The 21901-nt window shown below is 34.2% G+C and carries 23 protein-coding genes; 21 read left to right on the top strand and 2 right to left on the bottom strand.

What is annotated here, in order from left to right:
* The first annotated feature begins 78 nt into the window (after window positions 1–78).
* Together purL and MV052_RS09130 are read left to right on the top strand one after the other, a co-directional pair.
* Window positions 79–2295, top strand: coding sequence for a phosphoribosylformylglycinamidine synthase subunit PurL (gene purL / locus MV052_RS09135; RefSeq protein WP_297443546.1), 2217 nt, complete (start codon window positions 79–81; stop codon window positions 2293–2295).
* 106 nt (window positions 2296–2401) lie between these two features.
* Window positions 2402–2989: a DUF302 domain-containing protein gene (locus MV052_RS09130; RefSeq protein WP_297443544.1), complete on the top strand. Its 588-nt coding sequence runs from the start codon at window positions 2402–2404 to the stop codon at window positions 2987–2989.
* A gap of 12 nt (window positions 2990–3001) precedes the next feature.
* Here MV052_RS09130 and MV052_RS09125 read toward each other — a convergent pair whose 3' ends face one another.
* Window positions 3002–3961, bottom strand: a complete 960-nt coding sequence (locus MV052_RS09125; protein ID WP_297443541.1) for a 6-phosphofructokinase — start codon at window positions 3959–3961, stop codon at window positions 3002–3004.
* An 89-nt stretch (window positions 3962–4050) separates the two neighbouring features.
* Between MV052_RS09125 and purH the strand changes: the two genes are divergently transcribed.
* The 3 genes from purH to MV052_RS09110 all read left to right on the top strand — a co-directional run bounded on the left by purH (window position 4051) and on the right by MV052_RS09110 (window position 6973).
* Window positions 4051–5586 (top strand): bifunctional phosphoribosylaminoimidazolecarboxamide formyltransferase/IMP cyclohydrolase, encoded by a 1536-nt coding sequence (gene purH / locus MV052_RS09120; RefSeq protein WP_297443538.1) that lies wholly within the window; start codon window positions 4051–4053, stop codon window positions 5584–5586.
* A 94-nt stretch (window positions 5587–5680) separates the two neighbouring features.
* Window positions 5681–6577 carry a J domain-containing protein gene (locus MV052_RS09115; protein WP_297443535.1) on the top strand — a complete coding sequence of 299 codons (897 nt, stop codon included), beginning with the start codon at window positions 5681–5683 and terminating at the stop codon, window positions 6575–6577.
* A gap of 21 nt (window positions 6578–6598) precedes the next feature.
* Entirely contained in the window at window positions 6599–6973 is a 375-nt protein-coding gene (locus tag MV052_RS09110; RefSeq protein WP_297443530.1) for a helix-turn-helix transcriptional regulator, read from the top strand.
* 6 nt (window positions 6974–6979) lie between these two features.
* Here MV052_RS09110 and murA read toward each other — a convergent pair whose 3' ends face one another.
* Window positions 6980–8242, bottom strand: coding sequence for a UDP-N-acetylglucosamine 1-carboxyvinyltransferase (murA, locus tag MV052_RS09105; RefSeq protein WP_297443528.1), 1263 nt, complete (start codon window positions 8240–8242; stop codon window positions 6980–6982).
* Window positions 8243–8316: 74 nt separating this feature from the next.
* On the opposite strand from murA, the gene MV052_RS09100 reads away from it, so the two are divergent.
* From MV052_RS09100 to MV052_RS09025, 16 genes are all read left to right on the top strand, one after another.
* Window positions 8317–8751 (top strand): hypothetical protein, encoded by a 435-nt coding sequence (locus tag MV052_RS09100; protein WP_297443525.1) that lies wholly within the window; start codon window positions 8317–8319, stop codon window positions 8749–8751.
* Entirely contained in the window at window positions 8744–9295 is a 552-nt protein-coding gene (locus MV052_RS09095; protein WP_297443522.1) for a hypothetical protein, read from the top strand. The genes MV052_RS09100 and MV052_RS09095 overlap by 8 nt, the downstream gene beginning before the upstream one ends.
* The gene (locus tag MV052_RS09090) at window positions 9289–9990 is read left to right on the top strand and encodes an exonuclease domain-containing protein (protein ID WP_297443519.1); all 702 of its coding nucleotides are present in this window, start codon (window positions 9289–9291) and stop codon (window positions 9988–9990) included. The genes MV052_RS09095 and MV052_RS09090 overlap by 7 nt, the downstream gene beginning before the upstream one ends.
* 2 nt (window positions 9991–9992) lie before the next feature.
* A complete protein-coding gene (locus MV052_RS09085; protein WP_297443517.1) occupies window positions 9993–10367 on the top strand; it encodes a hypothetical protein in 375 nt (124 codons plus the stop codon).
* Entirely contained in the window at window positions 10357–10947 is a 591-nt protein-coding gene (gene rsmD, locus MV052_RS09080) for a 16S rRNA (guanine(966)-N(2))-methyltransferase RsmD (RefSeq protein ID WP_297443514.1), read from the top strand. The genes MV052_RS09085 and rsmD overlap by 11 nt, the downstream gene beginning before the upstream one ends.
* A gap of 46 nt (window positions 10948–10993) precedes the next feature.
* The gene (locus MV052_RS09075; RefSeq protein WP_297443511.1) at window positions 10994–12037 is read left to right on the top strand and encodes a flagellar basal body P-ring protein FlgI; all 1044 of its coding nucleotides are present in this window, start codon (window positions 10994–10996) and stop codon (window positions 12035–12037) included.
* Complete coding sequence (locus MV052_RS09070; protein ID WP_297443508.1) at window positions 12037–12345, top strand: rod-binding protein; 309 nt, start codon at window positions 12037–12039, stop codon at window positions 12343–12345. Before MV052_RS09075 ends, MV052_RS09070 begins: the two co-directional genes overlap by 1 nt.
* Before the next feature lie 78 nt (window positions 12346–12423).
* Entirely contained in the window at window positions 12424–12624 is a 201-nt protein-coding gene (locus MV052_RS09065) for a flagellar biosynthesis anti-sigma factor FlgM (RefSeq protein WP_297443505.1), read from the top strand.
* 23 nt (window positions 12625–12647) lie between these two features.
* Complete coding sequence (locus MV052_RS09060; RefSeq protein ID WP_297443502.1) at window positions 12648–13076, top strand: hypothetical protein; 429 nt, start codon at window positions 12648–12650, stop codon at window positions 13074–13076.
* Window position 13077: 1 nt separating this feature from the next.
* Window positions 13078–14952 (top strand): flagellar hook-associated protein FlgK, encoded by a 1875-nt coding sequence (gene flgK, locus MV052_RS09055; RefSeq protein ID WP_297443500.1) that lies wholly within the window; start codon window positions 13078–13080, stop codon window positions 14950–14952.
* A 4-nt stretch (window positions 14953–14956) separates the two neighbouring features.
* On the top strand, window positions 14957–15754 hold the full coding sequence (locus MV052_RS09050; protein ID WP_297443497.1) for an ABC transporter permease: 798 nt from the start codon (window positions 14957–14959) through the stop codon (window positions 15752–15754).
* Window positions 15755–15999: 245 nt separating this feature from the next.
* Entirely contained in the window at window positions 16000–16569 is a 570-nt protein-coding gene (locus tag MV052_RS09045) for an aminodeoxychorismate/anthranilate synthase component II (protein WP_297443494.1), read from the top strand.
* A 185-nt stretch (window positions 16570–16754) separates the two neighbouring features.
* Window positions 16755–17759, top strand: coding sequence for a hypothetical protein (locus MV052_RS09040; protein WP_297443491.1), 1005 nt, complete (start codon window positions 16755–16757; stop codon window positions 17757–17759).
* A gap of 88 nt (window positions 17760–17847) precedes the next feature.
* Window positions 17848–19179, top strand: a complete 1332-nt coding sequence (locus MV052_RS09035) for an ATP citrate lyase citrate-binding domain-containing protein (RefSeq protein ID WP_297443488.1) — start codon at window positions 17848–17850, stop codon at window positions 19177–19179.
* Between the two features lie 9 nt (window positions 19180–19188).
* Complete coding sequence (locus tag MV052_RS09030) at window positions 19189–21003, top strand: citrate/2-methylcitrate synthase (protein WP_297443486.1); 1815 nt, start codon at window positions 19189–19191, stop codon at window positions 21001–21003.
* A 115-nt stretch (window positions 21004–21118) separates the two neighbouring features.
* Window positions 21119–21766: a type II secretion system protein gene (locus MV052_RS09025; RefSeq protein WP_297443483.1), complete on the top strand. Its 648-nt coding sequence runs from the start codon at window positions 21119–21121 to the stop codon at window positions 21764–21766.
* The last annotated feature ends 135 nt before the right edge of the window (window positions 21767–21901 follow it).

Raw genomic sequence — 21901 nt, 5'->3', positions numbered from 1 at the left:
AAAATATAGTCATTCAAACAACTTTTACCACTTATTTGATATAATCCCTCTTTAAAAACCAATTTTTAGGATACACCCGTGAGCCAACAATTAGAAAACATTGATGAACAGTTAGCAAACCATAAACTTTCTCAAGAAGATTATAAACATATAAAAGAGATTTTGAATCGTGAGCCAAACTTAGTTGAGTTAGGTATTTTTTCAGCTATGTGGAGTGAACATTGTTCTTATAAATCATCTAAAATACATTTAAAAGGTTTTCCAACAAAAGCTCCTTGGGTTATTCAAGGTCCAGGAGAAAATGCTGGTGTTATTGACATCGGTGATGGGTATGCTGCTGTATTTAAAATGGAATCACACAATCACCCAAGTTTTATAGAGCCTTATCAAGGTGCTGCAACTGGTGTTGGTGGAATAATGCGTGATGTTTTTACAATGGGTGCCCGTCCTGTTGCAAACTTAAATGCACTGCGTTTTGGAAATGTTTTAAACAAAGATGATATCTCTAAACACCAACGTTATTTGGTACGTGGTGTAACTGAAGGTATCGGTGGTTATGGTAACTGTATGGGAGTTCCTACTATCGGTGGCGAAACAAGTTTTGACGAATGTTATAATGGAAATATTCTTGTTAATGCTTTTACTTTAGGTATTGCTAAAAGTGATGAAATCTTTTATGGTAAAGCAGAGGGAACTGGAAACCCTGTAATGTATGTAGGTGCAAAAACTGGTCGTGATGGTCTTGGTGGGGCTGTTATGAGTTCTGATAGTTTTACAGAAGAGAGTAAATCTCTTCGTCCTACTGTTCAAGTTGGTGATCCATTTACTGAAAAGCTTTTACTTGAAGCATGTTTAGAGCTTTTTAAAACTGACCATGTTATTGGTATTCAAGATATGGGTGCTGCGGGTCTTACATCTTCTGCGTTTGAAATGGCAGGTCGTTCCGGCTCTGGGATGATTATGCACCTTGACAAAGTTCCTGCTCGTGAGGAAAATATGACACCATACGATTTTATGCTAAGTGAGTCTCAAGAACGTATGCTCCTTTGTGCAAAAAAAGGTTCAGAACAGGCAATCATAGATATTTTTGAAAAATGGGACTTGGATGCTGCTGTTGTTGGTGAAGTAACTAACACTGGAAATATGGAACTCTTTTGGCATGGTGAGAAGTGTGCTGAGGTTCCAGTAGATCCTGTGAGTGAAGAAGCACCAGAACTGAATCGTCCTATGAAAAAACCTGCTTATTTAGATGGCATACATAAAGTTAGCATTGATGATTTTGACAGAGTTTCAAATCAAGAAGCTTTTGAGACATTAACAAAATCTATGGAAGTTGTAGATAAATCTTGGATTTATACACAATATGATTCAATGGTACAAACTAACACTATAAAAAATGGCGGAATGCTTGACGCTTCTGTTATTCGTGTCAAAGAAAATAAAAAAGCACTTGCTATGAGTGCTGACTGTAATGTAAGATACTGTTATATTGACCCTAAAATGGGTGGAGCGGCTGCAGTTGTAGAATCTGGGCGTAATGTTGCTATGAGTGGAGCTAGACCTTTAGCGATTACAGATTGTCTAAATTATGGAAATCCTGAAAACCCTGAAGTAATGTGGCAATTTGGTGAGGGTTGTTTAGGAATTAAAGAAGCTTGTGCAGCCCTTACGACTCCTGTCATTGGTGGAAATGTTTCTCTTTATAATGAAACAAATGGTGTTTCTGTTTTTCCAACGCCTTCAATTGCAACTGTTGGTGTGAATGATGATGAAAACAATGTTTTAATGTCAAGTTTTCAAAATAAGGGAAATGCTCTTTATTTGGTAGGTGAATCAAAATCTGAGTTTGGTGGTTCTTTATATATGAAAGAGCTTTATGACACAGTGGCTGGTGAAATGCCAGAGATTGATTACAAACAAGAACTTGCCCTTTGGGACTTAGTCATTGAAGGAAACAAAAAACATCTTTTAGAGTGTGCAAAAGATGCAAGTAGTGGTGGTGTAGCTATTGCATTAGCTAAAATGGCTGCGACAAGTGGACTTGGTTGTGATGTTGAAATGAGTGTTGCTGATGATAGAGATATTTTCTCTGAAAGTATGAGTCGTGCTATTATAGAAGTGAAACCTGAAAACTGTGAAGCTTTTGAGGCAATGCTAGATGAGTCTATGTCTATAGAGAAGATCGGTACTGTTGGTGGGGATAGTATTAGGATTAATGATGTAAATATGAGTATCACAAAATTACAAGATAATTACTTTAATACATTCGCACGTGTGATAGAGCAAGACTTATAAGAATATTATATAATTGTGATACAAAAATCTAATCTAAAAAATAAATATACTTTAATAATTATGATAGTATAATCATTACTCCAATTTAAAACTTAAAGGAAAATGGATGGTTAAGAATTTAATTACTGCAGTACTTGCAGCGGGTGTTATGATGTTGGTTTCAGGTTGTTCAACAATGCATATGGGTTGGACTGCAGTGACAGGTCAACATAAGCTTGATGATGGTGCGATGAAAGCATATGATGATATGTTTACTGAAGTGATGAAAAATGGTGATCCTGCACGTGCTATGATGAATGAGTACGAAGTAAGTGAAGATGTTTCAAATGAAGATGTTGTTGAGTCAATCAAAGCATTAGCTGAAGAGTATAATATGCGTGTAACTGGTGATACTAAAATGTTCACTATTCCAGATGCAAAACCAAATGAAGTTAAATATGTTGAAAACCTTTCAATGTGTAGCCTTTATATCGCTAAAAAATTCTTAAATCACTCTCGTTATTTTGGTGGATTTATGCCATGTAGAATTATGTTGGTAGAATACGGGAATGGAAAAAGATACTTGATTACTATGGATTTAACACTTGCTATCCATGGTGGTTACCCATTACCTCCAGAGATGTTAAAACTAGCAACTCAAGTGAAAACTGCAATGGAAGAAATCCCTGCACGTGCAGCTAAAGGTGACTTTTAGTCACTACTGCGTTTAAGAACTTATAAAACTTATAAGTTCTTGATTTAATTGGTGTGGTGTGTTTACAACTGCATCAATTTCTTTATAATTAAAACCACTCTCTGAATAACACACTATAGTTTCATTTATATTTTTTAACAAACCATCAATTGCATAAGTTATAAACTCATGAGCCATAAGCCTATCTCTCACACTCGGATTACCTCCACGTTGTAAATGTCCTAAAATACTGACTCTTGATTCTATCCCTATCTTATCTTCAAACCAGTTTGCTATCTCTTGTGCATTTTGTTTGATACCCTCTGCGGTAATAACTATAAAATATCGTCGTCCATTTTTAATTTGATGTTTAAACTTCTCTTCGTAATCTTTGAGATTGTATGGTACTTCTGGTATTAGGCATAATTCAGATCCAGAGGTTAAATGAGAGACTAAGGCCAAGTAACCACATTTATTTCCCATAGTTTCAATAATAAAAGCTCTTTTAAAAGAAGAAGCTGTATCGCGGATTGCATCTATTGAGAGTTTTATCATATTTAAAGCCGTATCAATACCCAAACAATAATCAGTCCCAGAGATGTCATTGTCAATGGTAGAAGGAATACCACAAAATTTTATCTTATGTTCTAAATAAAACTGATGTAAACCGCGAAAAGAACCGTCCCCACCTAGCACGACAAGCATACTAATGTTTAATTTGTGTAAATTTTCTTTAGCTTGTTTTCTATATTTAGCTTCTCTAAAGCGTTGACTTCTTGCACTACCAATTTTTGTACCTCCACGGTTTACAATTCCAGCGACATCACAGTAGCTAGTTTTTTTGATATTGTTATCAATAAGACCTTCATATCCATCGTAAACAAAATAAGGAGTGAGATTGTTTTGTAAACTATACTCGACAAATCTTTTGAGAGCTGGATTCATACCGGAGACATCACCTCCTGAGCAAAGTATTGCTATATTTTTCTTCATTTGTTTTCTCATAAGTTGATTTTTTAAAGTTTACCATCTTATAAACTCTATTTAGCTAAAATAACGCAATTTATTTTTATGAGGCCTAAATGAAAAGAGCATTAGTAAGTGTGAGTGATAAAAGTGGTGTAGTTGATTTTTGTAAATCTTTAGTGAAAAACGGATATGAAATTATTTCAACTGGTGGAACATATAAGTTGTTAAAAGATAGCGATGTTGCGGCTATTGAAATTGATGAAGTGACGAAGTTTCCTGAATGTTTTGAAGGACGTGTAAAAACTTTAAATCCTTATGTTCATGGTGGAATACTGCATCGCCGTGATAAAAAATCACATCTTGATCAAGCACAAGAGTTAGGTGTTGAGGCGATTGATTTGGTGTGTGTAAACCTTTATCCTTTTAAAGAAACTATTGAGAAAACTGATGATTTTGATGAGATTATTGAAAATATAGATATTGGTGGACCTGCGATGGTTCGCTCCGCTGCAAAAAACTTTGATGCTGTAATCATTGTTACTGATGTACAAGACTATGATGTAGTAATAGATGCTATAGAAAATGAAAAAAATACAAAAGATTTTCGTCGTGGTTTTATGATAAAAGCGTATGAGCATACTGCAGCATATGATTCTATGATTGCAAACTATATGAATGAACGTTTTAATGAAGGCTTCGGTGAAAAACAATTTGTAGTCGGAAATAAAGTAATGAATACACGTTATGGTGAGAACCCACACCAAAAAGGTGCTTTATATGAATTTGACAAACATTTTTCAAATAATTTTAAAACACTCAAAGGTGAAGCAAGTTTCAACAACCTTAATGATTTAAACGGTGCTGTAAAAATTGCTGCTGCGTTTGGTGATGATAATGCTGTTTGTATTTCTAAACATGGGAATCCATGTGGGTTTGCTATTAAAGATACACTATTAGAGGCTTATACGGAAGCACTAAAGTGTGATCCTGTTTCTGCATTTGGTGGAGTTGTTGCAGTCAATGGTACAGTAGATAAAGCAATGGCTCAAAAAATGAATGAGATATTTATTGAAGTTATCATTGCAGGTCGTATTACGGAAGAGGCACAAGAAGTTTTTGCTGCAAAAAAACGTATCAAACTTTTTGAAATGGGAAGCGATAAGCTCGTTCTTGCTAATGATAAAAAAGATTTTAAACACATTGATGGTGGATTTATTTTTCAAGATGCTGATAAAGTGAAAAATGATGAAGTGCAAAACGCTACACTTATGTCTTCAAACGCAGCAAGTCCCCAAGACATGAAAGATTTAGAGATAGCATATAAAGTAGCATCATTAACAAAATCAAACTGTGTCGTTTATGTAAAAAATTCTGCAATGGTAGCTGTAGGTATGGGAATGACAAGTCGTGTTGACGCTGCACAATGTGCACTTAAAAAAGCCAAAGAGATGGGGCTTGATGTTAGCGGTGCAGCTTTAGCCTCTGAAGCATTTTTCCCATTTCGTGACTCTATAGATGCAGCAGCTGCAGCTGGTGTTAAAAACGTAATCGAGCCAGGTGGTTCTATCCGTGATGAAGAAATTATAGCAGCTGCTAATGAATTTGGTATGAGCTTATACTTTTCTGGGATCCGTCACTTCTTACACTAAGCATATCAAGGTTGTCGCACCTTGATTGACATCCACTCAACTAATATGATATAATCCTCTCAAAGAATAAATTTTATAAAGAGAGGATAACTATATGAGCAAATCATTATATGAAACATTAGAAGTTTCTCCAAACGCAACTGAATCCGAAATTAAAAAAGCATACAGAAAATTAGCAAGAAAATATCATCCAGATATCAATAAAGAGGCGAGCGCTGAAGCAAAATTTAAAGAGATAAATGCAGCCTATGAAGTTTTAAGCGACAAAGAGAAAAAAGCGCAGTATGACCAATATGGTGATGCTATGTTTGGTGGTCAAAACTTTCATGACTTTTCACAAAGTCAAGGAGGACAGGCTGATTTAGATGAAATACTAAGACAAATGTTTTCCGGTGGTGGTGCAGCAGGAGGCTTTGGTGGCTTTGGTGGTGCATCATCTGGATTTGGCGGAGGTTTTAGCTCCGGACAACAACGCTATCAAGAACCTAACTTAGATATAGAAACAGATGTTACCATTCCTTTTAGTGTTTCTGTACTTGGAGGTTCTCATTCTGTAGCAGTCAATGGGGACAGATTTGATATCAAAATTCCCGCTGGAGTGAAAGACGGCGAAAAAATGAGAGTCAAAGGCAAAGGGCATGCGCAAAATGGTCGTGTCGGTGACCTGTTTTTAAGAATTCATGTTGCACCTAGCCCAGAGTATGAAAGAGAAGGGGATAATTTAGTCAAATCTTTTGATGTTCCTTTATATGCAGCACTATTTGGAGATACTATTGTCGTTCAAACGCTTGAAAAAGAGATCAAGTTGAAAGTACCAAAAAATACGAAAAATGGACAGCGATTCCGTGTCAAAGAAATGGGTGCGATGAATCGTAAAACGAAAGTAAGAGGTGATCTCTACTTAAAAGCAAATATTGTGTTGCCAAAAGTAGAAGATTTAGATTCTGAACTTGTTGAAGTTATGAAAGAAAAATTACCAAAAACGGTATAAAATTTAAAGGAGGAGAGTATCATGCACCATTATGATGAACCAGTCTATTTGATTAGTATTGTATCTAAGATCTTAGATATACATCCACAAACACTTCGACAGTATGAAAGGGAGAACCTTGTTAACCCTTCACGTTCAAATGGACGTATTCGACTCTATTCTCAAAGAGATATAGATAGGATTAAACTTATACTGCGTTTGACACGTGAACTTGGTGTAAATCTTGCCGGTGTTGATATTATTTTAAATTTAAAAGAAAATATAGACAAAATGGAAAAAGATATTGCAACACTTCGTCATGAAGTTCAAGTCGCAAAAAGTGCACATTCTGTGGCACCTGATAAATCCCTCGTTACAAAAAAAAGCGTTTATGAAATGATAGTATTTAAAGACTAGGGAGTTTTACTCCTTTAGCCTTTGTATCTTCGCTCCAACATTTTTAAGCTTACTTTCTAAAGAATCATAACCACGATCAAGATGATAAATACGGTGGACATTCGTCTCCCCATTTGCAATCAGCCCAGCAAGAACTAAAGCACTAGAAGCTCGCAAATCTGTTGCCATTACATCTGTGCCACTTAGCTGTGTTTTACCATTTACTGTTGCTGTGTGACCATTGAGAGTGATATCTGCACCCATACGTTGTAGTTCGCTGACATGCATAAATCTATTTTCGAAAAGTTTTTCTTCTATTATTGAAACCCCATTAGCTTGAGTGGCTAGTGCTAAAAATTGTGCTTGCATATCTGTAGGAAAAGCAGGATATTCTTGAGTAATTATTTTGACTGCTTTAATTTCATCTGAGGGGTGAATTGTAATAGTGTCTTTTGCAATGGTGAAACTACTACCCATCTCTTCAAGTTTTGACAGTACTGCGCCAAGATGTTTTGGTTCAACATTGGTGAGTGTTAATTCTGACTTTGTAATAGCACCTGCACAGAGATATGTTCCAGCCTCAATTCTATCAGGGATAACTGCAAATTCTTTAATGTTTATCAATTCTCCAGCTGTTCCATGAATCTCTAAAATAGCAGTTCCAATACCCTTGATAGTTACGCCACTATTATTTAAAATTTCACACAGTTGTACAACTTCAGGTTCTCTTGCTGCGTTTGTAATGCTTGTAACACCTTTTGCTAGTGCTGCAGCCATTACTATATTTGCAGTTCCAGTAACAGTGATTTTATCAAAAATTATTTCACAACCTTTGAGCCCATTTGGTGTGCTAGCTTCAATATAACCTGCTTTGATATCAATCTTGGCACCCATTTGCTCGAGAGCTTTTAAATGCAAGTCAATAGGTCGCTGTCCAATGGCACATCCACCAGGTAGAGAAACTTCACAGTGTCCAAAACGAGCAAGAATAGGGCCCAAAACTAAGATAGAAGCACGCATTGTTTTCACGATATCGTATGTAGCTTTTGTTTCATTTATTGAAGATGTGTTTACAAGCACTCCATCATCAAAAAAATCACAATTCGCACCCAAATTTGCCAATAGTTTTAATAGAGTTTTAATGTCAACAACATTAGGAAGGTTTGTTATCTTTACAGCTTCTTTTGCAAGAATTGTCATAGCAATTAAAGGAAGGGAAGCGTTTTTCGCACCAGAGATGTTTATTTTACCCTCAAGTGCTGCTGTGGGGTGTATTTTTAAGTAGTCCATATGTCTCTTTATATCTGTAAATTAATGAAAGTATTATACCTTTTTTTGATATACTTTTAGTAAAGGAGCAAGTTATGAAGAACTCCGCCTTAGATAGATTAAAAAATTTGACAAATAAAATTTCTAGTTATGAAGTAGCAAGGAAGGAAAACTTAACCCTTTTGAAGAAGCTTTATGTGGAACTAGATATTGTTAAAAAAGTACCTGAATTTAATGACTTGTTTCAATACAAAGCTGTAAACCTTTCAGGTGCTTCGCTTTTAAGTGAAAATCTTGGTGAAATTAAAGAAGGGAAGTATCTACAAATTCTTGCAATTAGTTATGATAAAGTTGCCCAGAAAAAAAGTAAAAATATTTCACTTGCTTATTATGGACGTGTGGAAAAGGTTGACACTGCGTTTAAGGATAAAGTTGTTGAGTTTATTATTCGTTATAGATTTGAAAAAAGTTTTATGACTTTAGAACATTACTACACAATGCTAAATCAATTTGGGAAGGTACGTGAGTAAATTTTATCTCTCTTTGTGGCTTCATTGGCTTTTTAGATTGACACTTACAAGTCTCTTCTTAGCTGCAATGATAGCTGGGGTTATTACGGTTTTTATCTATATAAATCAAGGAATGCAAACGCTTAGTCTTGAAATTTATCATGCTTTATTTTTAATATTTAAGTTTTGGTTTGTTTTGAGTTGGAGTGTGACTCTTTTAATTTCTTTATTTCTTAGCTTAAAATATATCTTTAATAGATGCTTATTCAATTATCAGCTTAAGCTTTTAAGTTGTCCCCAAGAGGGCGTAGAAACCAGTGTACTAGAAGATATAGGTTATGGAGATTTAGTGAAAGTATGGCGTAAATGGCTTATGTTATTAATCTGGATAGTAGGGGGAGAGATGATTCTTTTGCTTACGCTTACAACACTTTTTGCTTCATACGATTCTATTTTTGAATGGTTTAATATCTATATATTATATATTTTAATAGGAATTGCAGGATATTTTTCTTTTATGGTGTTAAGTGTGAGGTGTAAAAAAGTCAAGGTCACAAAATGTTAATATTTATAGATGTCGAAACTACAGGTTTAGAGGAGAGTGACAGACTTTGTTCTGTTGCACTTTTAGATAAAGAGCGTGCTCGCTATGAATTGCTCAATGAGGGCAAAAAGATACCTTCTATAGCTTCAAGCATTCATCATATTACAAATGAAATGATACAAGATAAAGCTGCGTTTGAAGCGAGTGAAATATATAAATATTTAAATGAATGTAATAAAGAAGAAAACACTTTAGTTGCACATAATGCCTCTTTTGATTTGAAAATGTTAGCTTCTTCAGGTTTTGTTTGGCAGGGTGATGTAATCGATACTCTTAAAGTTACAAAACATCTCATAAGTGAATGTGAACTTTTTTCTTTACAATTTTTACGATATGACTTGAAACTTTATAAAGAGGAAGATAGACTTTTACAAAAGTATGGAATTAAAGATGCTTTATGCTCTCATAATGCCTTAGCTGATGTAGTTGTTACGAAGTTGTTATTTGAGTATCTTTTGGATATTTCGTATGTAGATAGTATGAAAGAACTAAGTTTTAAGCCAGTTCTTTTACAAAAATTAACTTTTGGAAAATATCTTGGACATTATATTGAAGATATTGCCAATAGTGATAGAGGTTATCTGATGTGGCTTTTAAGCTTGAGCGAACTAGATGAAGATTTGAGATACTCGATAGAGTATTATATAGAAGGATAGGTATGAAAGTTGCAGTTGAGTGTCAATCTCCACTACTACAAAAGTCATTAGAAGTTTTTTTGGCAAAGTATTTGAGCCTGTCAAAAAAGAGCGATATTATTATTCGAGATGAAGAGTGTTTGAATGATGAACGATGTTTTTATATTGCAAGCAATGAAAAAGCCGACTTATTAAAACCTTTTTCAAAATCACAACTTATTTTGGCTTTGGAGAAAAAATACAATGAGCTCTATCCAAATACTAAACAAGTAAAGGAAGTTGCTGTAGAAAAAGAGAAACCAATGAGTTTTGAAATTTTAGAAAAACGTATTGAATTACTCACACAAGAGTATCAAGCAAATATATTACGAGCGGTGAAAGCATTTTATGAAAAATAAACCATTAAGCAAAAAAATAATATCTGGAAAGTATAAAGGGAAAACACTTTTATTACCTTCTAAAACAACGACAAGAAGTTCAAAATCTATAGTGCTAGAATCTTTTTTTAATACTTTACAGTTTGACATTATAGATGCCAATTTTGTTGAGGTGTTTTCAGGAAGCGGTTCTATTGGTCTTGAAGCACTGAGTCGTGGTGCTAAAAAGATATACTTTATGGAAAAAGATAGAGATGCTCTCAAAACTCTTAAAAGTAATATCTCACAAACAGACCCAGATGCTTGTGAAGTCTTTGCCGGTGATAGTTTTCAAAATATAAACGCAGTAGTAAGTAAACTTCAAAAGCTTAAAGAAGATGCATACTTCTATGTTGATCCCCCTTTTAGTATACGTGAAGGCATGGAAGATATCTACGATAAAACTTTGGCTCTTATAAGTCAATTGCCCAAAGAAAATGTAAAAATGCTCATTGTTGAACATATGACAGGCTTAGAGTTACCTGATACTTTAGGTCATTATAGTGTGAAAAAATCTAAAAAATTTGGGAATACTACACTTACTTACTACGAAGCTTCATAACTTGGAATAAAAGTTGCTAATTCTTTTACAATAAAAGGATTGCTTGATGAAATATATTTTAGTTTTTTTAGTTTTTTTCTCTACACTGCAAGCTACGAAGATTACTGATGTATCAAGTATTGTAGGTGTTCGAGAAAATCAGATCATTGGTTACTCTTTAGTCGTTGGACTTAAAAAAACAGGTGATGGAACTACTTCAAAATTTACTCTCCAGTCAATTTCAAATATGCTTAAAGCTATGAACATAGATATGAATCCCATAGATATAAAATCTAAAAATGTTGCAGCTGTTGTTGTCACAGCAACAATGAAGCCTTTTGCACGTCAAGGGGATAAGTTTGATGTTGTTGTCTCGTCCATAGGTGATGCCAAATCTTTAGAGGGTGGTACACTCTTGATGACACCTTTAAAAGGGGTGGATGGAAAGATATACGCATTAGCGCAGGGTTCTGTAAGTATTGGCGGAAGAAATGAACGAGGTGCGAGAGAATCGCATCCGACGAGTGGAACTGTATTTAATGGTGGTTTTATTGAGCGTGAGATTAATATTGATCTTTTTCACCAAGAATATGCAACGCTTTCATTAAAAGAATCAGGCTTTTCAAACGCAGTAGCAGTTCAAAAAGCCATAAATAAATTTTATAGCACACAAGTCGCTGTTGCTATGGACTCAAGAAGCATTAAACTTAAACGTCCAAAAAACCGTTCTATGATTGAATTTTTGGCTGAGGTTCAAGAGATAGATATGAATTATGTACCAAAAAATAAGATTATCATTAATGAGCGAACAGGAACGATAGTCGCTGGAGTAGACATCATGTTAAAGCCAGTTGTCTTAACGCAAGGTGATATAACCATTAAAATAGTAGAAGAAAAAAATCCATCTACGCCAGCAGGGTCTATGCAGGTGGATAAAAATCTTGTTATTGGACTCAATCAAAATGAACTTTACACAAGAGAGGGAACAACTACTGTTGCAAATCTAGTAAGGTCACTACAAAAATTAGGTGCAACACCTAAAGATATCATCTCTATTTTAGAGGCAATGAAAAGCGCGGGAAGTATTTCTGCAGAGTTAGAGGTGATATAATGAGTTATGGAATGAATGCAATACAAGCAAGAGCACAAATGTTAACACAAAATGCAGCAATACCAAAGATAGATGCAAAGGCTGAAGATAAAGAACTACGAAAACAAACAGATGCTTTTGAGTCAGTTATCATCAAAATGTTAATGGACAATGCTATGAAAGATGAAAAAAATCTTTTCTCTTCACAAAAAGATCCAGGTGATAAAATATACAAATCAATGTATAGAGATGAACTCTCAAAAGCAAGTGCGGGGAGTTTTGGTTTTTCTCAAATGCTTTATGACTATTTATCTCGTGATAAGAGTTGATTTAGCTTAAGAAAATTGTGTTTTAGTCGATTTAGCTGTATATAAATAGATTTATAAACATAGGTTAAAGGGTCAGTTATGATTACACAATTAAATAATAGCAGTCTTGCAAGTACTCTTGCAAATGATACTGTGAAAAATACACATACAAAACAGAGTGCTGGTACAAAACAAAATAGTGCTAGCAGAGTGGAACAACTCAAAGAGTCTATTAACTCTGGTGAGTACAAAGTAGACTTATCTGCATTAGCAAACAAAATGGCAGACGAGTTACTGTAGATATAAAATAAGAGAGGTGTGAAATGTTAAGTCATCATTTAGAAAGTGCTTTAAAAGATTTAAAAGATTTGATTGCGATTACGGAGTCAGATATTCAAGATATTAAAGTGGCAAAACATGACCCTCAATTTGACAGGCTTTCTATTAAAGAAGAAAAATTAAAAAGTTTTGAAGCTAAAAAAGCGATGATTGATCATGAGATATCTTCCTTAATGACTTCAAATACAAATGTACAACTTCAAGATTTAATTAACGCAGAGCAACATATACTTTTGGATGAGTTAAAGATAGAACTCTCAAAGCTAAGAGAAGTCAATAAAGAATATGCAAAACTAGTCGTAATAGTCAGTAATTTATATAATACATTTTTAGAAAGACTCGTACCAACGGAAATGCAAGGTTACAACAAAGTTGCTTCTAAAAACTCTTCTATCTTACAGGTAAGAGTGTAATATGGCTTCTCTTTTTAATACTCTCAATATTGGATACAGCGGACTAAGTGCAGCTCAGGTCGGGATTAACACTACTGGACATAATATTTCAAACGCTGAAGTAGATGGTTATACTCGTCAAAGGGTTGTAACATCTGCAGCGACACCACTAACAACCTCTCCCGGTCAAGTTGGAAATGGTGTGGAAGTTCAAGAGATAAAAAGAGTTTTTGATAACTTTGTTTTTGATAGATATAACGGTGTATCTGCTGATAAAGAGTTTAGTGACTTTGAAAAACAGACACTTGATGAGCTTTCTACCTATTTTCCTGAAATTGATGGAGTCGGGATTAAATCTGATTTAGCCGAGTTTTACAATATGTGGCAGACGTTTGCAGATAATCCAAACAATGACTCTATAAAAGTTGCTTTGGCAACACAAACACAAACACTTTCAAAGCATATCAACGAAACACAAGATCAAGTTTTAAACTTGCAACAACAAGTAAATGATCAATTAGCAGTCAACATTGAGCAAGTCAATGACTTGGCAAAACAACTTGCAGATTTGAATGTTTCCATAGACAATGCTGAAAATGGAGGTTTGTATAGTGCAAATGATTTACGTGATAAGCGAAATGTTTTAGAGAGAAGTTTATCTAGGCTTATTGGTGCTGAGGTGAATCAAGGACAACTTGATGCAAACATTCAAATAGATAGTAATTCAAATACTCGTACGGGTAGTTATACCTTGAGTGTCAATGGATTTAATATTGTAGATGGCAATACTTTTCATCCATTACAAATTTCTAAAGAAGACAATCCTTTTGGTTTTTATGAAGTTTCTTATGAAAGACAAGACGGTACTTTAATACCAATGAATGAAGAAATCAAAGGTGGTAAGATAGGAGCCATATTTGCATTACGTGGTGGTGCTTTAGATACAACTAGTGGGATGCCTGTGGATGGTGTCTTACAAAAAACTGCTACTGATTTGAATGCATTTGCAAATGGCTTGATAGAAGCAACAAACAATATCTATGCACAAAGTGCTTCTGTACGGAAAGAATCAAATGTAGTAAATATAGATCAGTCAAATTCATTGGTAAGTTCTGAAGTTGGTATCAAAGAAGGTTCATTTGATGTTATTGTTTATGATATTGATGGAAATGAAGTTGCGACACGAACAATTAATATTGATACAGCCACTTCCATGTCTAATGGAACTAATTCAATTAAAGACCAAATTGAAACTAATAAAGATGATAATGATGATGCAAATGGCACAAATGATGTGGATGATTTTCTTTCTTTTAACTATGCGGCATCAGCGACAGGCGAGCAAAAGCTTGAACTTGGTATCAAAGCTCAGTTTCAATCACAAGGCTACACTTTTTCAATAAAAGATAATTTGAAAGATGGTGATTTTTCGTCTGGAACAAACTTTGCCGGTGCACTTGGACTTGGAAGGTATTTTGATGGAGAGAATGCTCAAGATATTAGATTAACAAATGAATATGCAGATAATCCTACACTTTTACATGCAGGATATGCATCAAGTGCAGGTGATAATAGACTGGCTTTAGATATGGTTCAACAACAGTTTGAAGATTATAACTTTAATGTAGGTAGTGAAAAGTATGATACAACTATTTATGGAATGTTTGATGTGACAAGCACCTATGTTGGGATTTCCTCAAACGCAGCTACAACAAAAAATGAAACAATTTCTACGCAGTTTAATGCTATTGAGATGGAATACAGTTCTGTATCAAAAGTAAGTATTGATGAAGAGATGACAAACTTGATTAAATATCAGACATCCTATGGTGCTGCTGCAAAAGTAATTACAACCGTTGATCAGATGATGCAGACTTTATTAGGGATAAAACAGTAACTAAATGCCTAAATTTAGTATATTTGTCCTTTTTTTTATTTTCTGTTTCTCTTTTTTAGGGAGTTTCTTTTATCCTCTTAATCCTTATGCTTTAGATAGCAATTCAATTTTACTTTCACCTTCGTTTGAACATTTACTTGGTACCGACAGACTGGGACGTGATCTTCTAGCTAGATTGATCCAAGGTGGACAAATCTCGTTAATAATTGGGCTTGGAAGTGCTTTTATCGCTTCTTTTATAGGACTTCTCTATGGTTCAATTGCTGGATATTTTAAAGGAGTAGTGGACAAAACATTTGTAGTTGTTGTTGATCTTTTTTTGACCTTTCCAACTTTTTTCTTGTTGTTGGCGCTCATCAGTTACGTGAATGCTTCGATGTATGTTTTGATTGTAATTATTTCAATCACAGGTTGGATGACAACAGCAAGACTTATACGCTCAGAGAGTTTCAAAATCACTTCACAACCTTATATCAAAATACTAAATATTGCAAATGTGAGCAAAACAAAAATTCTGTTTAAATACTATGCTCCAATTTTAGCACCGATTTATTTTGTAAGTTTTACCTTTGGAGTAGGGGGTGCTATCCTCGCTGAATCAGGTCTTAGCTTTTTAGGACTTGGAATTGTTGCCCCACAGATGAGTTGGGGGACTATCCTTAGTGGTGGTAAAGATGTTGTAGATATAGCGTGGTGGGTAAGCTTTTTTCCTGGGCTTATGATATTTTTAGTGACCTATTCACTGATAAATATATCAAACTATTTGCAAACACTAACAAATAAAAGAGAGATACAAGGGTGACGCTAAATTAGAGCTAGAAGTTTAATCTTATAATATTTTATTTAAAGTACTAGTTAATACACAAAAAGATATAATTTTTTTGTTTATACTATACAAAGGATACCCAAGAGTGCTACCCAAAAATAGTATAAAAATGTATAAAAAATATGAAAATGGGTAGCTATAGGGTAGCAGGATTTATAATTTATTAGATAGAAAGTTTATAAAATCCCTTAAAGTAGGGGTTTTAAGAGGATAGAAATAGTATGATTTTAATGATAGATAATTATGATAGTTTTACTTACAATATTGTTCAGTATTGTCGTGAACTTGGGGCGGATTTAAAGGTCATTAGAAATGATGAAATGAGTGTAAAAGAGATAGAAGCTCTTAAGCCAGAAAAGATAATCATTTCTCCAGGACCGGCTTCTCCTGATGAAGCAGGAGTGACATTAGAAGTTATAAAGTATTTTCAAGACAAGTTGCCTATTTTTGGCATTTGTTTAGGACATCAAAGTATTGCTCAAGTATTTGGTGCTAATGTGGTACGTGCAAAAAATATGATGCATGGGAAAACATCTGTAATGAAGCAAACTACAAGTTGCGAAATATTTAAAGATTTGCCGCAAGAGTTTGTGGCAACGCGTTACCATTCGCTCATAGTAGAAAAAGAGACTCTACCAGATGTGATTGAATCTACTGCGTTTAGCACAGATGATAATGAAATTATGGGGCTAAAAATAAAAGATAAAGATATCTACGGTGTCCAGTTTCACCCTGAGTCGATTATGAGTGAATATGGTCATGAAATGATAGGAAACTTTTTAAAATTATGAATTATAGGTACATCTTTTTCTTACTTATAGGATTGGATGCAGCTATATTATTTTTTGAGACGTCCCATATCTCGATTTCTTACAATGAAGCAAAGCTTTTATATGGGGACTTTTCCATTCTTCAGTATATTACTCATTTATCATTAAAAATATTTGGAAACAATGATTTTGGACTGCGTTTCATTATGGTTGTATTGCATTTATTAAGTGATGTTTTAATTTATTTGCTTTCTGCTTATTATGTTAAGTCTCAAAGAAATCGCTTATGGATTTTATTTATTTTTATTTTACTCCCTGGAGTTGTTAGCTCTGCCCTGATAGTTAATCATGCGGGAGTTGTAATCTTTGGTTTATTACTTTACGTTTATTTAGATAAAAAGTTGAGCATAAACTATACAAATATTTTGCTTTTAATTTTTGCGCTCATTGATCCCGGTTTTGCATATTTATTTTTAGGTCTAGTAGTGTATAGTTTGTTTGAAAAAAATAAAATATTTTTTGTTTACAACACTCTGCTATACGCTTTAAATATATACATATATGGTTTTCATATACAGGGTGTTCCAAGTGGGCATTTCTTAGATACGATGGGTGTGTATAGTGCAATATTTACTCCAATAATATTTATATATTTAGTATATGTGCTCTATCGGAAATTTTTATCTGATGAAATAGATAAGTTATGGTATATCTCATCAACAGTTTTGTTTATTTCTATGATGCTTTCATTTCGTCAGCGTATAGAGATCGAAGTATTTGCCCCTTATCTTATAATCGCGCTACCTTTAGCAGGCGAAACTTTTGCATCATCATATAGAGTACGTCTTAAGGAACACCGAAAAAAATACCGACTCATATTTATCATTTCAGTATTATTTTTATTACTAAATACTTTGATAGTATTTTTTAATAAAGAATTGTATATTTTTCTAGAAAATCCTAAAAAGCATTTTGCATATAATATGCATGTTGCTAAAGAGTTAGCAAAAGAACTTAAATCACAAAATATAGATTGTGTATCCACAAATAAAAAGATGCAGCTGCGTTTGAAGTTTTATAATATTGAAAAATGTGAACAATTTAAACTGAAAGAGTTACCGCTGAGAAGTAAACAAACTACAAATGTAACAATACGTTACAGTAATAAAATTATTTACAAAGCTCATGTTACTAAAATAAACAATATATAAATCTATTGAATACTTAATATTAAGTATAAATATTTATTTAATCACTTTATGCTAGAATGTTGCTTAAATATCAAAATAGGGAGTTTCTATGGCTCAAAAAGCGATACGCGAATATGACGGTAAAGCACTTTTTTCTAAACAGTGGGAAAAATATTTTAGTGGTTTTCATTATGGATTTAAATCTGTTTTAGTAACAAGTGGAGCAGAACTTTTAGCAAAAGCTGAAGAACATGGCTTTGAATGGTTAAAACAAGAGCCTTTAGTTGCAAAACCAGATATGTTATTTGGTAAACGTGGTAAAAATGATTTAGTACTTTTTAAAACAAATAAGCCAGGTGATGTTACATTAGAAGATGCAGCAAAGTGGATTGATGAAAAAATTTCTCACACTACTACACTTTTATCAGGTCAGCACGGGACTCTGACTCACTTTATTGTTGAGCCATTTACTCCTCATGGACAAGAACAAGAGTATTATATTTCAGCTACATGTGTTGGTGAAGATGATGTTTTATATATGTCTGCAGAAGGCGGAATGGAAGTTGAAGAGGGTTGGGACGAAAAGGTTAATGAAGTAGTTATCCCTATAGATATGACAGATGTGGAAATAGAGCATGCTATAACTGCAAATATCCCTGAAGATATTCAAGAAAAAGACAAGGCTTCTTTTACATCTTTTGCAATTCAATTCTTTAAATTTTACAGAGATATGAACTTTGCATATCTTGAAATTAACCCAATAGTAATGCTTGACAACAACGAGATGGCTATATTAGACCTTGTTGCACGTCTTGATGATACAGCTGGATTTATGATGAAAGATGTTTGGGGAGATATAGAGTATCCAACTGCGTTTGGTATGGAAGACCAATCTCCAGAAGAAAAAGCAATAGCAGAAGCTGATAGTAAGTCAGGTGCTTCATTGAAATTAACTATTCTTAATCCAATGGGTAGAGTTTGGACTATGGTTGCTGGTGGTGGTGCTTCTGTTGTTTATGCAGATACTATTGCTGATTTCGCTGAAGCGACTGGTGGTTCTATTGCTGATCTTGCAAATTATGGTGAGTACTCAGGTGGTCCAACTACTAGTGAAACTAAATTTTATGCAGATACTATTATTGACTTAATGACACGTCATAAAGATCCTAAAGGTCTTGATAAAGTAATGATTATTGGTGGAGCAATTGCAAACTTTACTGATGTTGCAAAAACATTTACTGGTATTATTCAATCATTTGAAGAGAATGCAGAAAAAATGAAAGAACACAATACTAAGATATATGTTAGACGTGGTGGACCAAACTACGAAAAAGGTCTCAAAGATATTAAAGAAGCTGCAGATAGATTAGGTCTTTATATTGAAGTTTATGGGCCAGAAACACATGTTACTGACATTGTTAGAATGGCATTAGAGAAGTAAGGGATAAAAATGGAAAAATTATATACTAAAGATACACAAGCGATTTTTTGGAATAACAACAAAACTGCTATCCAAAGAATGTTAGACTATGATTATACTATTCAAAGAAAAACTCCATCTGTTGCGGCTATTGTAGCACCGACAAGTGGTAATAAATTTGAGAAATTCTTTTATGGTCCAGATGAAATAATGGTGCCATTATTTAAAAGTACTGCTGAGGCAAAAAAAGCACATCCAAATGCTGATGTTCTTTTAAACTTTGCATCATTTAGAACTGCATATGATGTAACTATGGAAGCAGTAGAACTTGGTGGATTTAAATCTATCATGGTGACTGCAGAAGGTATTCCTGAAAGATTAGCAAGAAAAATGAATAATGCTGCAAGAAAAGCAGGCGTTACAGTTATTGGGCCAGCTACTGTTGGTGCAATTGTTCCAGGTGCATTTAAAATTGCCAATATTGGTGGAACAATTGAAAACATAGTTAACTCAAAACTTCACCGTGCTGGTTCATGCGGACTTATTACTCGTTCAGGTGGTCTTTTTAACGAACTTTCTAACATAATTGCTATCAACGCTGATGGTATAGCTGAAGGTGTTGCTATTGGCGGTGACCGTTTTGTTGGTTCAGTATTTATTGATAACATGCTTAGAATGGAAAAAAATCCAGATGTTAAATATATGGTTCTTTTAGGCGAAGTTGGTGGTACTGAAGAGTATAAAGTCATCGAAGCTGTAAAATCAGGAAAAATCACAAAACCAATTATTGCATGGTGTATCGGTACAATTGCTAAACACTTTTCTTCTGGTGTACAATTTGGACATGCTGGTGCATCTGCAAATGCAGACGCTGAGACTGCTGCAGCTAAAAATAAAGCAATGGCAGAAGCGGGAATCCATGTTCCAGCATCATTTAATGATTTACCAAAAACAATAAAAGAAGTTTATACTGATCTGTTGGCAAATGGTACAATTAGTAAAATTCCTGAGCCAGTTATAAACACTGTACCTAAAGTTAGAAGAAGTAAAGAGTTTATCTGTACTATTTCTGATGATAGAGGTGATGAAGCAACTTATGCAGGTTTCCCAATCTCTTCAGTTGCAACTCCAGATACAGGTAAAGGTATTGGTGATGTTATATCTTTATTATGGTTCAAAAAACAGTACCCAGAATGGGCTACTCAATTTATTGAAACTGTAATGAAAACTGTTGCTGACCATGGTCCAGCTGTTTCAGGTGCTCATAATGCAAAAGTAACAGCTCGTGCTGGTAAATCAGTAGTTGAAGCACTAGTAACTGGTCTTTTAACAATTGGTCCAAGATTTGGTGGGGCAATTGATGGTGCTGCTCAACACTTTAAATATGCTGATGATAATGGTCTTACACCAGCAGAATTTTTAGGACATATGAAAAAAGAAGGTATTCCAATTCCAGGAATTGGTCATCGTATCAAATCTCTTAAAAATCCAGACTTGAGAGTCGAAGGTCTTAAGAAATTTGCTAAAGAGTATTTTCCAGCAACACCACTTCTTGATTATGCTTTAACAGTTGAACAACTTACTACAAGTAAAAAAGAGAATCTTATTCTAAATGTTGATGGTACTATTGGTATTTTGATGGTAGATATGTGGAGAGCACTTGGTTATACTGAAGATGAAATTAATGAATTTATCTCTTCAGGTACATTAAATGCATTCTTCATAGTTGGTCGTTCAATAGGTTTCATTGGTCATATTTTAGATGAAAAACGTCTTGCAATGCCAATGTATAGACATCCAATGGATGATATTCTTTATGATGTTCCAGTAGCTGAAAAAATTTAATTTTTAGCTCTTATTATGGAAACTGTGCGCTTGTGCATAGTTTCCACTTTTCTTTCTCTTCTTCTACTCACATAAATTTCTTTTATAATTTTATTTTTTACGATATACTTAAGGTATGAAAAAAGCATTTACGTTATTAGAATTGGTTTTTGTGATAGTTGTTGTCGGGATTTTGGCAGCAGTAATAATTCCAAAAACTAAAACTAACCCAGTTCAAGAAGCAGCTTTACAGTTGTTGTCACATATTAGGTATACACAGCATCTAGCTTTGATAGATGATAAGTTTGATGCCAATGATGAAAATTGGTATAAACAGAGATGGCAGATAATGTTTGGAAAAAATACTAACTCAGATGGCAAGTGGGCCTACACTATTTTTTCAGATACATCTGGAGAAAGTACCGGAGATGCCAACGAAATTGAAATTGCAATAGATCCAGCAAATCCTAATAGGAGAATGACGGGTGGTTATACTGGAGCTAATAAACTAGATATCAATCATGCTGATTTTGTAGGAATGAATAAACTAAATCTGGGAAGAAGTTATGGAATTACCGACATAAGTTCTACATGTGGGCAGAGAATATCTTTTGACTATATTGGAAGACCGATGCGTGGTGATCAAAGTACCCTAAGTGGTCCGTATATGGCAGGGACTGACAGATTACTAAAGACTCCTTGTGTACTTACCTTGAAAAACAGTGATGAACAAGTAATAATTACAATTAGTCCAGAAAGTGGGTATGCAAAAATAACTTTTTAATTTTTTGTAAAACTCCCCCAAACATTAAGCTACATCTAAGCAACACTTCTCTATAATTCCCATCCACAAACAGAGAGACCTTGTTTAAAAGGCCTAGAGAGACTTCGAGTTGAAGCCACTTGAAAGAGTTTGAGA

Origin of the sequence: Sulfurimonas sp., from assembly GCF_026988655.1 — a bacterium.
Lineage (GTDB): Bacteria > Campylobacterota > Campylobacteria > Campylobacterales > Sulfurimonadaceae > Sulfurimonas.
Note: the sequence above shows the minus strand (reverse complement) of the source record. Positions and strands in the feature narration are given on the sequence as shown.

Excerpts from the sequence above, each read along its gene's own strand:
- MV052_RS09130 (WP_297443544.1), top strand. The coding sequence starts at position 2,402 with ATGGTTAAGAATTTAATTACTGCAGTACTTGCAGCGGGTGTTATGATG.
- MV052_RS09025 (WP_297443483.1), top strand. The coding sequence starts at position 21,119 with ATGAAAAAAGCATTTACGTTATTAGAATTGGTTTTTGTGATAGTTGTT.
- MV052_RS09040 (WP_297443491.1), top strand. The coding sequence starts at position 16,755 with ATGGTTGTATTGCATTTATTAAGTGATGTTTTAATTTATTTGCTTTCT.
- MV052_RS09075 (WP_297443511.1), top strand. The coding sequence starts at position 10,994 with ATGAAATATATTTTAGTTTTTTTAGTTTTTTTCTCTACACTGCAAGCT.
- MV052_RS09065 (WP_297443505.1), top strand. The coding sequence starts at position 12,424 with ATGATTACACAATTAAATAATAGCAGTCTTGCAAGTACTCTTGCAAAT.
- MV052_RS09050 (WP_297443497.1), top strand. The coding sequence starts at position 14,957 with ATGCCTAAATTTAGTATATTTGTCCTTTTTTTTATTTTCTGTTTCTCT.
- murA (WP_297443528.1), bottom strand. The coding sequence starts at position 8,242 with ATGGACTACTTAAAAATACACCCCACAGCAGCACTTGAGGGTAAAATA.
- MV052_RS09060 (WP_297443502.1), top strand. The coding sequence starts at position 12,648 with ATGTTAAGTCATCATTTAGAAAGTGCTTTAAAAGATTTAAAAGATTTG.
- rsmD (WP_297443514.1), top strand. The coding sequence starts at position 10,357 with ATGAAAAATAAACCATTAAGCAAAAAAATAATATCTGGAAAGTATAAA.
- MV052_RS09045 (WP_297443494.1), top strand. The coding sequence starts at position 16,000 with ATGATTTTAATGATAGATAATTATGATAGTTTTACTTACAATATTGTT.
- flgK (WP_297443500.1), top strand. The coding sequence starts at position 13,078 with ATGGCTTCTCTTTTTAATACTCTCAATATTGGATACAGCGGACTAAGT.
- MV052_RS09115 (WP_297443535.1), top strand. The coding sequence starts at position 5,681 with ATGAGCAAATCATTATATGAAACATTAGAAGTTTCTCCAAACGCAACT.
- MV052_RS09100 (WP_297443525.1), top strand. The coding sequence starts at position 8,317 with ATGAAGAACTCCGCCTTAGATAGATTAAAAAATTTGACAAATAAAATT.
- MV052_RS09110 (WP_297443530.1), top strand. The coding sequence starts at position 6,599 with ATGCACCATTATGATGAACCAGTCTATTTGATTAGTATTGTATCTAAG.
- MV052_RS09085 (WP_297443517.1), top strand. The coding sequence starts at position 9,993 with ATGAAAGTTGCAGTTGAGTGTCAATCTCCACTACTACAAAAGTCATTA.
- MV052_RS09090 (WP_297443519.1), top strand. The coding sequence starts at position 9,289 with ATGTTAATATTTATAGATGTCGAAACTACAGGTTTAGAGGAGAGTGAC.
- MV052_RS09125 (WP_297443541.1), bottom strand. The coding sequence starts at position 3,961 with ATGAAGAAAAATATAGCAATACTTTGCTCAGGAGGTGATGTCTCCGGT.
- MV052_RS09070 (WP_297443508.1), top strand. The coding sequence starts at position 12,037 with ATGAGTTATGGAATGAATGCAATACAAGCAAGAGCACAAATGTTAACA.
- MV052_RS09030 (WP_297443486.1), top strand. The coding sequence starts at position 19,189 with ATGGAAAAATTATATACTAAAGATACACAAGCGATTTTTTGGAATAAC.
- purH (WP_297443538.1), top strand. The coding sequence starts at position 4,051 with ATGAAAAGAGCATTAGTAAGTGTGAGTGATAAAAGTGGTGTAGTTGAT.
- MV052_RS09035 (WP_297443488.1), top strand. The coding sequence starts at position 17,848 with ATGGCTCAAAAAGCGATACGCGAATATGACGGTAAAGCACTTTTTTCT.